Origin of the sequence: Zoogloea sp., from assembly GCF_041908905.1 — a bacterium.
Lineage (GTDB): Bacteria > Pseudomonadota > Gammaproteobacteria > Burkholderiales > Rhodocyclaceae > Zoogloea.
The window spans coordinates 76339-88630 of the sequence record NZ_JAYREK010000008.1 but is presented as its reverse complement, the minus strand read 5'-3'; the positions used below and the strand labels follow the sequence as shown (position 1 = coordinate 88630).

At 67.3% G+C, this 12292-nt stretch carries 15 protein-coding genes; 10 read left to right on the top strand and 5 right to left on the bottom strand.

All coding sequences use genetic code 11. The features are described from left to right. Positions 1-29: 29 nt before the first annotated feature. The 4 genes from holA to leuS are packed head-to-tail and all read right to left on the bottom strand — an operon-like array spanning position 30 to position 4517. Positions 30-1055 (bottom strand): DNA polymerase III subunit delta, encoded by a 1026-nt coding sequence (gene holA / locus ACE3OU_RS07290; RefSeq protein WP_374240879.1) that lies wholly within the window; start codon positions 1053-1055, stop codon positions 30-32. Then, positions 1052-1585 (bottom strand): LPS assembly lipoprotein LptE, encoded by a 534-nt coding sequence (gene lptE / locus ACE3OU_RS07285; RefSeq protein WP_374240878.1) that lies wholly within the window; start codon positions 1583-1585, stop codon positions 1052-1054. The genes holA and lptE overlap by 4 nt, the downstream gene beginning before the upstream one ends. After that, complete coding sequence (locus ACE3OU_RS07280; protein WP_374240877.1) at positions 1582-1791, bottom strand: hypothetical protein; 210 nt, start codon at positions 1789-1791, stop codon at positions 1582-1584. Before ACE3OU_RS07280 ends, lptE begins: the two co-directional genes overlap by 4 nt. Before the next feature lie 17 nt (positions 1792-1808). Then, positions 1809-4517 (bottom strand): leucine--tRNA ligase, encoded by a 2709-nt coding sequence (gene leuS / locus ACE3OU_RS07275; RefSeq protein WP_374240876.1) that lies wholly within the window; start codon positions 4515-4517, stop codon positions 1809-1811. Between the two features lie 179 nt (positions 4518-4696). Between leuS and ACE3OU_RS07270 the strand changes: the two genes are divergently transcribed. Genes ACE3OU_RS07270 through murA form a run of 10 tightly spaced genes read left to right on the top strand, consistent with a single transcriptional unit; the run spans position 4697 to position 11765 of the window. Next, the gene (locus ACE3OU_RS07270) at positions 4697-5500 is read left to right on the top strand and encodes an ABC transporter ATP-binding protein (RefSeq protein ID WP_374240875.1); all 804 of its coding nucleotides are present in this window, start codon (positions 4697-4699) and stop codon (positions 5498-5500) included. Next, complete coding sequence (gene mlaE / locus ACE3OU_RS07265) at positions 5500-6282, top strand: lipid asymmetry maintenance ABC transporter permease subunit MlaE (protein WP_374240874.1); 783 nt, start codon at positions 5500-5502, stop codon at positions 6280-6282. The genes ACE3OU_RS07270 and mlaE overlap by 1 nt, the downstream gene beginning before the upstream one ends. Then, positions 6282-6758: an outer membrane lipid asymmetry maintenance protein MlaD gene (gene mlaD / locus ACE3OU_RS07260; protein ID WP_374240873.1), complete on the top strand. Its 477-nt coding sequence runs from the start codon at positions 6282-6284 to the stop codon at positions 6756-6758. The genes mlaE and mlaD overlap by 1 nt, the downstream gene beginning before the upstream one ends. A gap of 52 nt (positions 6759-6810) precedes the next feature. Next, entirely contained in the window at positions 6811-7623 is an 813-nt protein-coding gene (locus tag ACE3OU_RS07255; protein WP_374240872.1) for a VacJ family lipoprotein, read from the top strand. Then, a complete protein-coding gene (locus ACE3OU_RS07250) occupies positions 7620-8252 on the top strand; it encodes a phospholipid-binding protein MlaC (protein WP_374240871.1) in 633 nt (210 codons plus the stop codon). Before ACE3OU_RS07255 ends, ACE3OU_RS07250 begins: the two co-directional genes overlap by 4 nt. Further along, entirely contained in the window at positions 8249-8533 is a 285-nt protein-coding gene (locus ACE3OU_RS07245; protein WP_374240870.1) for a lipid asymmetry maintenance protein MlaB, read from the top strand. Before ACE3OU_RS07250 ends, ACE3OU_RS07245 begins: the two co-directional genes overlap by 4 nt. A 33-nt stretch (positions 8534-8566) precedes the next feature. Then, a complete protein-coding gene (locus ACE3OU_RS07240) occupies positions 8567-9469 on the top strand; it encodes an ABC transporter ATP-binding protein (RefSeq protein ID WP_374240869.1) in 903 nt (300 codons plus the stop codon). An 8-nt stretch (positions 9470-9477) separates the two neighbouring features. Next, positions 9478-10233 carry an ABC transporter permease gene (locus tag ACE3OU_RS07235; RefSeq protein WP_374240868.1) on the top strand — a complete coding sequence of 252 codons (756 nt, stop codon included), beginning with the start codon at positions 9478-9480 and terminating at the stop codon, positions 10231-10233. Between the two features lie 12 nt (positions 10234-10245). Further along, on the top strand, positions 10246-10500 hold the full coding sequence (locus ACE3OU_RS07230) for a BolA family protein (protein ID WP_374240867.1): 255 nt from the start codon (positions 10246-10248) through the stop codon (positions 10498-10500). Positions 10501-10514: 14 nt separating this feature from the next. Next, complete coding sequence (gene murA / locus ACE3OU_RS07225; RefSeq protein ID WP_374240866.1) at positions 10515-11765, top strand: UDP-N-acetylglucosamine 1-carboxyvinyltransferase; 1251 nt, start codon at positions 10515-10517, stop codon at positions 11763-11765. A gap of 34 nt (positions 11766-11799) precedes the next feature. Here the strand turns inward: murA and rnk are convergent, their stop codons facing one another. Then, on the bottom strand, positions 11800-12183 hold the full coding sequence (gene rnk / locus ACE3OU_RS07220; RefSeq protein ID WP_374240865.1) for a nucleoside diphosphate kinase regulator: 384 nt from the start codon (positions 12181-12183) through the stop codon (positions 11800-11802). Positions 12184-12292 lie beyond the last annotated feature (109 nt).

The following is a 12292-nucleotide window of genomic DNA, read 5'->3' as shown; positions in this document are numbered from 1 at the left end:
TTCGGTCTCGTGGTGGTGCGCGGGGGCTGTCAGCGCCGCGTCGGGGCCGCGCTGCGGGTGAGGCGCAGGCAGAGCTGGAGGAACTCGTCCCACACGTCGCCGCCGGCTAGGCCCTTGATCATCCGGTCAATCTTCGCCGCATGCAAGATCGCGGTGCGCAGGGTGGCGGCCGGCAGGCGGGGCAGGGCGCGCTGCACGCCCTGCTTGCGGCGCTCGTCGAAGACGCGCTCGGCCTTCAATAGGGCGGGCAGCGGCTGGCCGTCGTCGAGGCCCTGGCGCAGGTTGGCAAGGCTGCGGATCTCGCTGGTGAGGGCCCACAGCACCAGCAGCGGGGCCTCGCCCTCACCCTTCAGGCCTTCGAGCAGGCGGGCACAGCGGGCCGGATCGCCGTCGAGCAGGGCCTGGCGGAGTTTGTCGACGTTGTAGCGGGCGACGTTGAGCACTGCGCCGCGTACGTCGTCGAGGCTGAGGTCGCCCGGCGGGTGGAGCAGGCCGAGCTTGAGGATCTCCTGGTGGGCGGCGAGGAGGTTGCCCTCCACGTGATCGGCGATGAAGCCAAGGGCTTCGGCCGGCGCCCGCTGTTGCTGGCGGGCCAGGCGCTGGGCGATCCAGTCGGGCAGGCGCTCGCGCTCGGGAGCGTTGAGCTCGACGGCGATGCCGGCCTCGGCGAGGGCCACGAACCAGGCGGCCTTGCGCGTCGCCCAGTCGAGCTCGGGCAGGGTGACCAGGGTGACGACGCCGTCGTCGAGCTGGCGGGCGTAGCGCTGCAGGGCTTCGCCGCCTTCGCGGCCGGGCTTGCCATTGGGGATGCGCAGGTCGACCAGCTTGCTGGCGCCGAACAGCGACAGGTTGCCGGCGGCCGACTGCAGCTCGCTCCAGCGGAAACCCTGGCCGGCGACCAGCACCTCGCGCTCGGCGTAGCCCTGCTTGCGGGCCGCGGCGCGGATCGCATCGCCGGCTTCGAGCACCAGCAGGGGTTCGTTGCCGTGGAGGACGTAGAGCGGGGCGAGCGGCTTGTCGAGTTGGGCGGCGAGCTGCTCGGGGCGCAGGTTCACGGCGTGGGTGCCGCTGCCGGCATCTTGGCGGCGGACAGGCGGCGCAGCAGCTGCTGCACCAGGTCGTTCAGCATGTCGCGGTAGAGCAGGATTTCTTCCTGTTCCTTGGCGAGCAGCTGGGTGTCGTCGAAGGCCAGGTCGCGGTAGAGATAAACCTCGCTGGCGGGCAGTGCCTCCTGGCCGGTCTTGACGTCCACCAGGCGGAAGATGAAGCGGTGGCGCAGCTGGTACTCGCGCACCTTGCCCTGGGTATTGAGGGCCAGGATGACCTTCTCCTTCCGGTCGGCGAGCACGTCGAGGCGCACCTGGGCGTCTTCGGCCCGTTCGGCGATCACGGTGTCGCCGTTGGCGCGGATCTGGCGGCGCAGCGCCGCGGTGAGCTCCGCGTAGGGCGACATGCCCAGGTAGATCGACTCGAAGGGCATCGGGCGCGCGCCGCGCAGCTTGAAGCCGCAGCCGGCGACGAGGAGCGGGGTGGCGCCGAGGAGGGCGAGGGCCCGGCGGCGGCCGGGCTGTTGCGGATGGCTCATGGGCGGGCTTCCTTCTGCAGGCGCTGGCGTTCTTTCTCGTAGGCGTCGTAGCTGGGTGCCGGCGGTTCACGGTTGATGTCGCGGCCCGGCTCGTACTGGCGCCGGGCGTTTTCCTGGCGCAGGCCTTCGTACCAGCCGCGCTCCCCCGGCACGCCGGCGCAGGCGGCCAGGGTGAGCAGCAGGAGGGTGGCGAGGCCGGCGCGCATCGCGGGTTGCCCGGAGGTCAGCAGACGATGTTGACCAGCCGGCCCGGCACGACCACCACCTTCTTGGCCGGCTTGCCTTCCATGAACTTGACGGCCATCTCGTGGGCGAGGGCGGCGGCTTCGATGGTGTCCTTGGGCGCATCTGCGGCCACGCGGACGGCGCCACGCAGCTTGCCGTTCACCTGCAGCATCAGCTCGATCTCGTCCTGGGCCAGCGCGGCCTCGAGGGGCTCGGGCCAGGCGGCGGCGAGGATGTCGTCGCCGTAGCCCAGCTCGCGCCACAGGGCGTGGCTGATGTGCGGGGTGAGCGGCGAGAGCACGCGCAGCAGGATGCCGAAGCCTTCCTCGATGACCTCGGCGGCGAGGGCGCCGTCGCGGGGGGCTTTCTCGAGGGCGTTGAGCATCTTCATCGTGGCCGAGGCGACGGTGTTGAACTGCTGCTTGCCGAGGTCGTAGTTGGCCTGCTTGAGGAGCAGGTGGATCTCGCGGCGCAGGGTGGCCAGGGCCTCGGGCAGCTTGGCCGTGGCGAGGCTGCGCCCGGCGCCGAGCTGCGGGCGGATCTCGGTGGCCAGCAGGTGGCCGAAGCTCCATACCCGGCGCAGGAAGCGGTAGGCGCCCTCGACGCCGGCATCGGACCACTCGAGGGTCTGCTCGGGCGGCGCAGCGAACATCATGAAGAAGCGCGCGGTGTCGGCACCGTATTGCTCGATCAGGGCCTGCGGGTCCACGCCGTTGTTCTTGGACTTGGACATGGTGGTGAGTTCGTGCTCGAGCACCGTGCCGTCGGCCTTGAGGGTGGCGCCGGTGATCTGGCCCTTGGCGTCCTTCTGGATGTCGAGCTCGCTCTCCCAGTAATAATTTTTGCCGCCGCCTTCGGGTTTGTGGAAGAAGGCGTTGTTGAGGACCATGCCCTGGGTGAGCAGGTGGGCGAAGGGCTCGCGGTACTCGACGAGGCCCAGGTCGCGCATCACCTTGGTCCAGAAGCGCGAGTAGAGCAGGTGCAGGATGGCGTGCTCGATGCCGCCGATGTACTGGTCGACGGTCATCCAGTAATTGGTCTCGTCGTCGACCATCCTGTCGGCGCCGAACCGGGTGGCGTAGCGGGCGTAGTACCAGGACGAGTCCACGAAGGTGTCCATGGTGTCGGTCTCGCGGCGGGCCGGCTTGCCGCAGCTCGGGCAGGTGCAGGCCAGGAAGTCGTCGCGCTTGTGGAGCGGGTTGCCGGAGCCGTCGGGCACGCAGTCTTCGGGCAGCACCACCGGGAGCTGGTCGTCGGGCACCGGCACCGAGCCGCAGCTGTCGCAGTGGATGATGGGGATCGGGCAGCCCCAGTAGCGCTGGCGGCTGATGCCCCAGTCGCGCAGGCGCCATTGCACCTTCTTCTCGCCAAGTCCTTGGGCGGAAAGTAGAGACGCGACTTTATCTACGGCTTCGCTGTATGAAAGACCATTCAGTGCGCCCGAGTTAATAAGCTCTCGTTCGCAGAGTTCGCTGGGGTCGTCCGGCTTGAGTCCGTACCACGGCTGCCATTCGCCATTTGGATCCACTTGGATGATATTGGCTCCTCGTGGTGGCCTTGTTCCTCTTGGCATGTCATTGATTGGGCCATGCAACTGATACACGGGCTTAATTTCGATGCCGTACTTCCTGGCGAACGCGAAGTCGCGCTCGTCGTGGGCGGGCACGCCCATCACGGCGCCGTCGCCGTAGCTCATCAGCACATAGTTGCCGACCCACACCTCGACCTGCCTGCCGGTGAGGGGGTGGGTGACGAACAGGCCGGTGGGCAGGCCTTCCTTTTCCATGGTCGCCATGTCGGCTTCCATCACCGAGCCGTGCTTGCACTTCTCGATGAAGGCGGCGAGCTCGGGGTTGTTGCGAGCCGCGTGCAGGGCCAGCGGATGTTCGGCGGCCACCGCGCAGAAGGTGACGCCCATGATGGTGTCGGCGCGGGTGGTGAACACCCACAGCTTGCCGTCGTTGATGAGCTGGCCGTCGTCGCCGGCGATGGCGTGGCTGAAGGCGAAGCGCACGCCGGTGCTCTTGCCGATCCAGTTGGCCTGCATCAGCTTGACCCGCTCGGGCCAGCCGCCGAGGGTGTCGAGGTCGGACAGCAGCTCGTCGGCGTAATCGGTGATCTTGAGGTAGTAGCCGGGGATCTCGCGCTTCTCGACCAGCGCGCCGGTGCGCCAGCCGCGGCCGTCGATGACCTGCTCGTTGGCGAGCACCGTTTGATCGACCGGATCCCAGTTGACCACCTGGGTCTTGCGCTCGGCGATGCCTTTTTCGAGCATGCGCAGGAAGATCCACTGGTTCCACTTGTAGTACTCGGGCGTGCAGGTGGCCAGCTCGCGGCTCCAGTCGATGGCAAAGCCCAGCGACTTGAGCTGCTGCTTCATGTAGGCGATGTTGTCGTAGGTCCACTTGGCCGGCGGGACCTTGTTCTTGATCGCGGCGTTCTCGGCGGGCAGGCCGAAGGCGTCCCAGCCCATCGGCTGCAGGACGTTGTAGCCCTTCATCTTGTGGAAGCGCGACAGCACGTCGCCGATGGTGTAGTTGCGCACGTGCCCCATGTGCAGCTTGCCCGAGGGGTAGGGGAACATGGACAGGCAGTAGTACTTGGGCTTCGAGGCGTCGGCCTGGACGCGGAAGGCTTGGGTAGCGTCCCAGTGCTGCTGGGCGGCGCGCTCGATGTCGGCGGGTTTGTACTGTTGTTTGTCCTGCATGTCCGTAGCGGGTCGTGATTGGAACGAAACCGCGCATTATAAACCCCTCCGGCGGCGCCGGGTTTGACGTGCTCAAGACCTTGATGTGGCAATGGTTTTCGGGCGTGGAAGGGGTTTGTCCTCATGCCACCGTTCGGCGGCTCTGCTACAATTGGGGTATTGCATTGCAGCATTTCCCCATGTCCGAGCCCTTCGTTCGCCTCGAAAACGTCCGCTTCGCCTATGGCGAGAGGGCGATCCTGCGCGATATTTCGCTGTCGATCCCCCGTGGCAAGGTGGTTGCCATCATGGGTGGCAGCGGCTGTGGCAAGACCACCCTGCTGCGCCTCATCGGCGGCCAGGAAAAGGCCGTTGGCGGGCGGGTGGTGGTGGATGGCCAGGACGTGGCCGGCCTTGGCCGGGAGGCGCTCTACGCGCTGCGCCGGCGGATGGGCATGCTGTTCCAGTTTGGGGCCTTGTTCACCGACATGACGGTGTTCGACAACGTGGCCTTCCCGCTGCGCGAGCACACCGACCTGCCCCCCGAGCTGATCGACGACCTGGTGCTGATGAAGCTTCATGCGGTGGGGCTGCGCGGCGCGGCGCGCCTGATGCCGGGCGAGCTCTCCGGCGGCATGGCGCGGCGGGTGGCGCTGGCCCGCACGATCGCCCTCGACCCCGCGCTGCTGATGTACGACGAGCCCTTCACCGGGCTCGACCCGATCTCGCTGGGCGTGATCGGCCAGTTGATCCGGCGCCTCAACGACGCCCTGGGGGCGAGCTCGGTGATCGTCACCCACGACATCCAGGAGTCCCTGCAGATCGTCGATTACATCTATTTCATCTCCGAAGGCCGGGTCGCCGCCGAGGGGACGCCCGACGAGATCCGCCACACGAAAGACCCCTTCGTGCATCAGTTCGTGCATGCCGAGGCCGATGGCCCGGTGCCCTTCCACTATCCGGCCGGCGACTATGGCCAGGCCCTCACCGGAGGCCGCGGCTGATGGGCGGCGTGGTACGCAGGCTGGGTGCGATGGTGGTGAACGGGGTGTGGCAGCTGGGCTTTGCCGCGCGCTTCTTCTGGCTGATCCTGGTGTATTCGGGCCAGTCCTTCACGCGCCTGCACCTCACCATCCGCGAGCTGTATTTCAGCGGCGTGCTGTCGCTGCTGATCATCCTGGTGTCGGGGCTGTTCGTCGGGCTGGTGCTCGGCCTGCAGGGCTACGAGATCCTGCAGCGCTACGGTTCCACCGATGCGATGGGCACGATGGTGGCCCTGTCGCTGCTGCGCGAGCTGGGGCCGGTGGTGGCCGGCCTGCTCTTCGCCAGCCGGGCCGGCTCGGCGGTGACGGCCGAGATCGGCCTGATGAAGGTCACCGAGCAGCTCAAGGCGATGGACATGATGGCCGTCAGTCCCATCGCCCGGGTCGTCGCGCCGCGCTTCTGGGGCGGGGTGATCTCGATGCCGCTGCTCGCGGCGCTGTTCTCGGCGATGGGCATCTTCGGCGGCTGGTTGATCGGAGTGGTCTTCATCGGGGTCGATGACGGCGCCTTCTGGTCGCAGATGCAGGCGGCGGTGGATTTCCGCTACGACGTGCTGAACGGCGTGTTCAAGAGCTTCGTCTTCGGCGTGGCGGTGGCGCTGATCGCGGTGTTCGAAGGTTACGATTGCGTGCCCACTGCCGAGGGCGTGTCGCGGGCGATCACCCGCACGGTGGTGAGTTCGGCGCTGGCGATCCTGGCGCTCGATTTTGTGATGACGTCTTTCATGTTCAGAGGTCTCTGATGAGTCGTACGACGCTCGATCTGTGGGTCGGGGTTTTCGTGGCGGTCGGGATTGCCGCGCTGCTGTTCCTGGCGCTCAAGGTGGGCAGCATCTCGGGGTCGGGTATCCAGTCGCCTTACACCCTCAGCGCCCATTTCGACAACATCGGCGGCCTCAAGGTGCGCGCACCGGTGAAGAGCGCCGGGGTCCTGGTGGGGCGCGTCGAGGAAATCCGCTACGACAATGAACGCTTCCAGGCCGAGGTGGTCTTCACGGTGGATGGGCGCTACAAGTTCCCCGTCGATACCTTCGCCAACATCCTGACTTCCGGCCTGCTCGGCGAGCAGTACATCGGCCTCGACCCCGGCGGTGAGGAGAAGAGCCTCTCTCCGGGCGACGTCATCAAGAAGACCCAGTCGGCCGTTGTGCTCGAAAAGCTGATCAGCCAGTTCATGTTCGACAAGGCGGCGGACGGCCAGCCCGCGCCGGCCAAGTAAGGCGCGGGCGGCACCAACAGAGAGCGCCGGCCGGCTGGCCGGCGGTACGACGATGAAGAAAAGCAAGAACACTCATCAGACAAGGGTTCTCTGGCGCGGCATCGCCACGCTGGCGCTCGGCCTCGGGCTGACGGCCTGCGCGTCCCCCGGCGGGCACCCCAAGGACCCCCTCGAGCCCCTCAACCGGGCCACCTTCAAGTTCAACGAGCAGGCCGACCGTTTCGTGATCCGCCCGGCGGCGGAGGTCTATGATTACGCGCCACTGCCGGTCAAGACGGTGGTCGGCAACTTCTTCGGCAACCTGGGCGACATCTGGATCGGGGTGAACAACCTGCTCCAGGGCAAGGTCGCCGAGGCCCTCTCCGACGGCGGGCGCTTCCTGGTGAACAGCACCGTCGGCCTGCTGGGGGCCTTTGACGTGGCCACCGAGATGGGTCTCGAGAAGCACGACGAAGACCTCGGCCAGACCCTCGGTGTGTGGGGCGTCGGCGAAGGGCCCTACCTCGTGCTGCCGATCCTTGGGTCGAGCAACTTCCGCGACACCCTGGGCCTGGTGGGCGATATCTACGCCGACCCGGTGATCCAGCACAAGGAGGTCGCCACCCGCAACTCCGCCACCGGCCTGCGCCTGGTGCACAAGCGCAGCGTGCTGCTGGGGGCCGACACCACGGCCGAGCAGGCCGCCCTCGACAAATACGAATACCTCCGCAGCTTCTACATGCAGTACCGCCTCAACCAGGTGTACGACGGCAACCCGCCGCGTCCGAAAGACCCGGACGACGAAGAGGCGCGGCGCGACGACCCCGCCGCTCCGGTCGTTGCCTCGGCCCCGCAGAACCTAGCCACGAAAGAAGACCAGGAATGAAAAAGACCTTCTCCCTGCTTGCCGCGCTGGCCCTCAGCCTCGGTGTCCAGTTCGCCGCCTTCGCCAACACCATCACGCCGGACGCCCTCATCAAGGGCGTCACCGACGACGTGATCGCCATCGTCCGCCAGGACAAGGCGATCCAGTCGGGCGACACCCGCAAGGCCGTCGAGCTGGTCGAGACCAAGGTGCTGCCGTACTTCGACTTCGCCCACATGACCCGCCTCGCCGTGGGCAAGGACTGGCGCCAGGCCAGCCCCGACCAGAAGGCCGCGCTGACCCACGAGTTCAAGACCCTGCTGGTGCGCACCTACTCCAACGCGCTCACCCAGTACCGCAACCAGGTGATCGACTTCAAGCCGCTGAAGGCCAAGCCCGAGGACACCGACGTGATCGTCCGCACCGAGGTGCGCCAGGCCGGCGCCAAGCCGGTGCAGATCGACTACGCCCTCGACAGGCAGGCGGACGGCTGGAAGGTGTACGACGTCATGGTGGCCGGGGTCAGCCTGGTCACCAACTACCGCGACAGCTTCGGCCAGGAAGTCCGGACGGGCGGTATCGACGGCCTGATCAAGTCCCTCAAGGACAAGAACAAGCAGCTCGAAACCACCGTCCAGGCCAAGCAATGATCCGCCTCGAGGGTTCGCGCCTGGCCGTCTCCGGCCCGCTGACCATCGCCACCGTCGCCGCCCTCAAGGGCGAAGGCGCGGCCCGGGTGGCCGAGGCCGACCAGGTCGTCGACCTGTCGGCGGCCGGCCCGGTGGACTCCGCCGCGCTGGCGCTGCTCCTCAGCTGGACCCGCGCCGCCCGGGGGGCGGGGCGCACACTCTCCATCGTCGGTGCGCCGCAGGCCCTGCTCAGCCTGGCCGCCCTCTACGACGTCGATGCCATCCTGCCGCTGGCGCGCTGAGCGCCCCAGCCGGCCTTCACTCTCCGACCTGACATGACTCCTGCGATCCGCATTGCCGGCGTCACCAAGCGTTTCCGTTCCCTTCAGGCCCTGGCCGGGGTGGATCTCGAGGTGGCGCAGGGCGAATTCTTCGGACTGCTCGGCCCTAACGGCGCCGGCAAGACGACCCTGATCTCCTCCCTCTCAGGCCTCGCCCGGCCCGACAGTGGCACCCTCGAAGTCATGGGCCACGACGTCGTACGCGACTATCGCGCCGCCCGCATGGCCCTCGGCGTGGTGCCCCAGGAACTCGTCTTCGACCCCTTCTTCTCGGTGCGCGAGATGCTGGTGCTGCAGTCCGGCTATTTCGGGATCAAGAAGAACGACGACTGGATCGACGAGATCCTCCACCACCTAGACCTCACCACCAAGGCCAACGCCAACATGCGCATGCTGTCGGGCGGCATGAAGCGCCGGGCGCTGGTGGCCCAGGCCCTGGTGCATCGCCCGCCGGTGATCGTCCTCGACGAGCCCACCGCCGGCGTCGACGTGGAGCTCCGTCAGGGGCTGTGGACCTTCATCCGCAAGCTCAACCAGGACGGCCACACCATCGTCCTGACCACCCACTACCTCGAAGAAGCCGAAACCCTGTGCGGGCGCATCGCCATGCTCAAGGCCGGCCGCATCGTGGCCCTCGACACCACCGCCAACCTGCTGCAGCGCTTCGCCAGCCACACGCTGCAGGTCAAGCTGGCGGCCCCGGTGGCGCTGCCGCCGCTCCTGGCGGCCAAGGTGCTGCGCGAGGTGGCCGGCGGGCTGGAGTTCGGCTTCGAGCATTTCGACGACGTGGCCGACATCCTGGCCGGCGTGCGCGCGGCCGGTGGTTCCATCATCGACATGGCCCTCGGCAAGCCCGACATGGAACAGGTCTTTGTCGGCATCATGAACCAGAACTGAGGCGACCCATGGAAGGCTTCAAGACCCTGCTCTACAAGGAGTGCCTGCGTTTCTGGAAGGTCGGCTTCCAGACGGTGCTCTCTCCGGTGCTCACCGCGGTGCTCTACCTGCTGATCTTCGGCCACGTGCTCGAAGACCACGTCCAGCCCTTTCCGGGCGTCAGCTACACGGCCTTCCTGGTGCCCGGCCTGGTGATGATGACGGTGCTGCAGAACGCCTTTGCCAACAGCTCCTCGTCGCTGATCCAGAGCAAGATCACCGGCAACATCGTGTTCGTGCTGCTGCCGCCGATCTCCTATCGTGAGTTCTACGCCGCCTACGTGATCGCCGCGGTGCTGCGGGGCGCGATGTGCGGCGTCGGCGTGTTGCTGGCGGCGCTGCCCTTTGCGTCCTTCGACATCGCCCAGCCCGGCTGGATCGTCGCCTTCGCGCTGATCGGCGGCGCCTTCCTGGCCAGCCTGGGGGTGATCGCCGGCATCTGGGCCGACAAGTTCGACCAGCTGGCGGCCTTCCAGAACTTCCTGATCATGCCGCTCACCATGCTGTCCGGGGTGTTCTACTCGATCCATTCCCTGCCGGCCTTCTGGCAGGGGGTGTCGCATTTCAACCCGTTTTTCTTCATGATTGACGGTTTCCGCTATGGTTTCTTCGGTGTCTCGGACGTCTCCCCATGGACGAGCATCGGAGTCGTGTTGACCTGTTTCATCGTGCTTGCCGTGATCACCCTGCAGATGCTTGCACGGGGTTACAAGCTGCGCGCCTGAGGACTGTAAAAAATGTTTCAAGCAAGTGAAATCGAGCGGCTGATCGCCGCGGGCCTCGAATGCGACTTCCTGCAGATCGAGGGTGACGACGGCACCCACTTCACCGGCATCGTGGTCAGCCCGGCCTTCGAAGGCAAGCGCCGGGTGCAGCAGCACCAGGCCGTCTACGCCACCCTCGGCAAGCTGATGGGCAACGAGATCCACGCCCTCCAGCTCAACACCTACACGCCCGCCCAGTGGGCCGAACTCATCAAGGAACTGGGCTGAGAGCCCGTTGATCCATGGATAAACTGCTGATCGAGGGCGGTGTCCGCCTGTCCGGCGAAGTCGCCATCTCCGGCGCCAAGAACGCGGCGCTGCCCATCCTGTGCGCGGCGCTGCTGACCACCGAGCCCGTCACCTTCACCAACGTGCCGCGTCTCAACGACGTCAGCACCCTCCTGCGCCTGCTGGAGCAGATGGGGGTCAAGGTGAGCCGCGACGGCGACGCCGTCACGCTGGACGCCAGCGGGGTGGACAAGCCAATGGCCTCCTACGAGATGGTCAAGACGATGCGCGCCTCCATCCTGGTGCTCGGCCCGCTGGTGGCCCGCTTCGGCGAGGCCCAGGTGAGCCTGCCCGGCGGCTGCGCGATCGGCGCCCGCCCGGTGGACCAGCACATCAAGGGTCTGCAGGCGATGGGCGCGGCGGTCAGCGTCGAGCACGGCTACGTCCACGCCAAGGTGCCGCGCCTGAAGGGCGCCCGCCTCTTCACCGACATGGTCACCGTCACCGGCACCGAAAACCTGATGATGGCAGCCTGCCTCGCCGACGGCGAGACCGTCATCGAGAACGCCGCCCGGGAGCCCGAGGTCGTCGACCTGGCCAACTGCCTGGTGGCGATGGGGGCGCAGATCTCCGGTGCCGGCGGCGACGTGATCCGCATCCGCGGCGTCGAAAAGCTCCACGGCGCCACCCACCGGGTGATGCCCGACCGCATCGAGACCGGCACCTATCTGTGCGCGGCGGCCGTGACCGGCGGCGAAGTGCGCCTCACCGGCACCTCGGCGAGCTACCTCGACGCCGTCATCGACAAGCTGATGGACGCCGGCTGCGAAGTCTTTGCCGAGCGCGACGCGATCCGCCTCAAGGCGCCGGCCCGCCTCACCGCGGTGAGCCTGCGGACCTCGCCGTATCCGGCCTTCCCGACCGACATGCAGGCCCAGTTCATGGCCATCAACGCGGTTGCCGACGGCTCCGCGGTGATCCGCGAGACGATCTTCGAGAACCGCTTCATGCACGCGGTCGAGCTGCAGCGCCTCGGCGCCGACATCAAGATCGACGGCAACACCGCCTTCGTGAAGGGCGTCGCCCGCCTGCAGGGGGCCACCGTGATGGCCACCGACCTGCGCGCCTCGGCGAGCCTGATCATCGCCGGCCTGGTGGCCGAAGGGCAGACCACCATCGAGCGCATCTACCACCTCGACCGCGGCTACGAGCGCCTCGAGGAGAAGCTGAGCGCGCTGGGGGCCCGGGTCAGCCGGCTGCGCTGAGGCCGCGCCGGCTCCGGGGCGGGCCCCTGTGGGGTCAGGCCCCGTGGCTGACCGCCAGGATCCGCAGCTGGATCGCGTGGCCTTCCGGGGTCTGCCAGTCGATGCTCTGGCCCACCGAGAGGCCCAGCAGGGCGCTGCCCGCGGGCGAAAAAATGGAAACCTTGCCGTCGGCGGCGTTGGCCTCGTGGGGCCAGGCGAGAGTCAGTTCGTACTCGCGGCCCGAGGTTTCCTCGCGAAAGCGGGCGCGGCTGTTCATCATGATGATGTTGTCGGGCATCGCGTCGCCGTCGAGGACGTTGGCGCGGTCGAGCTCGGCGCGGAGGCCGTCGAGGTCGCTGCGGTTGCGGGTCGGCGGCTTGGACAGCAGCCCCTCCAGGCGTTCGAGATCGCTGGTGGATACGGTGATTTCGGGTTTCATGCAAAGCTCCTGGAACTGGAAAACGAAAAGGGCCGAAGCCGCCCAGGGCGGTTCAGCCACGGTTGAAGGCTAACAGAACGGGCGCCGCGAACAAAGCCCGCCGGCGGGC

Bases quoted from the DNA above. Each gene is read 5' to 3' on its own strand.
- lptE (WP_374240878.1), bottom strand. From the start codon at position 1,585: ATGAGCCATCCGCAACAGCCCGGCCGCCGCCGGGCCCTCGCCCTCCTC.
- ACE3OU_RS07280 (WP_374240877.1), bottom strand. From the start codon at position 1,791: ATGCGCGCCGGCCTCGCCACCCTCCTGCTGCTCACCCTGGCCGCCTGC.
- leuS (WP_374240876.1), bottom strand. From the start codon at position 4,517: ATGCAGGACAAACAACAGTACAAACCCGCCGACATCGAGCGCGCCGCC.
- ACE3OU_RS07270 (WP_374240875.1), top strand. From the start codon at position 4,697: ATGTCCGAGCCCTTCGTTCGCCTCGAAAACGTCCGCTTCGCCTATGGC.
- mlaE (WP_374240874.1), top strand. From the start codon at position 5,500: ATGGGCGGCGTGGTACGCAGGCTGGGTGCGATGGTGGTGAACGGGGTG.
- mlaD (WP_374240873.1), top strand. From the start codon at position 6,282: ATGAGTCGTACGACGCTCGATCTGTGGGTCGGGGTTTTCGTGGCGGTC.
- ACE3OU_RS07255 (WP_374240872.1), top strand. From the start codon at position 6,811: ATGAAGAAAAGCAAGAACACTCATCAGACAAGGGTTCTCTGGCGCGGC.
- ACE3OU_RS07250 (WP_374240871.1), top strand. From the start codon at position 7,620: ATGAAAAAGACCTTCTCCCTGCTTGCCGCGCTGGCCCTCAGCCTCGGT.
- ACE3OU_RS07245 (WP_374240870.1), top strand. From the start codon at position 8,249: ATGATCCGCCTCGAGGGTTCGCGCCTGGCCGTCTCCGGCCCGCTGACC.
- ACE3OU_RS07240 (WP_374240869.1), top strand. From the start codon at position 8,567: ATGACTCCTGCGATCCGCATTGCCGGCGTCACCAAGCGTTTCCGTTCC.
- ACE3OU_RS07235 (WP_374240868.1), top strand. From the start codon at position 9,478: ATGGAAGGCTTCAAGACCCTGCTCTACAAGGAGTGCCTGCGTTTCTGG.
- ACE3OU_RS07230 (WP_374240867.1), top strand. From the start codon at position 10,246: ATGTTTCAAGCAAGTGAAATCGAGCGGCTGATCGCCGCGGGCCTCGAA.
- murA (WP_374240866.1), top strand. From the start codon at position 10,515: ATGGATAAACTGCTGATCGAGGGCGGTGTCCGCCTGTCCGGCGAAGTC.
- rnk (WP_374240865.1), bottom strand. From the start codon at position 12,183: ATGAAACCCGAAATCACCGTATCCACCAGCGATCTCGAACGCCTGGAG.